The 329-nt window shown below is 48.6% G+C and carries 1 pseudogene; it reads left to right on the top strand.

Features of this window, described 5'->3' with window-relative positions:
* Nucleotides 1–329: pseudogene (gene tuf, locus Q1A41_RS20255) on the top strand (elongation factor Tu); the annotation flags it as partial.

Raw genomic sequence — 329 nt, forward strand, 5'->3', positions numbered from 1 at the left:
GAGATGTTCCGTAAGTTGCTAGACGAAGGTCGTGCTGGTGAGAACGTTGGTGTACTACTACGTGGTACTAAGCGTGACGAAGTTGAGCGTGGTCAGGTATTGGCAGCTCCGGGTTCTATCAACCCACACACCAAGTTTGAAGGTGAGGTTTACGTACTGTCTAAAGATGAAGGCGGTCGTCACACTCCATTCTTTAAAGGCTACCGTCCACAGTTTTACTTCCGTACTACTGACGTAACGGGTGCATGTGAATTGCCAGAAGGCGTTGAGATGGTAATGCCAGGTGACAACATTCAGATGTCTGTTACCTTGATCTGCCCAATCGCCAT

This window comes from uncultured Pseudoteredinibacter sp. (assembly GCF_947502065.1).
Taxonomy (GTDB): domain Bacteria; phylum Pseudomonadota; class Gammaproteobacteria; order Pseudomonadales; family Cellvibrionaceae; genus Pseudoteredinibacter.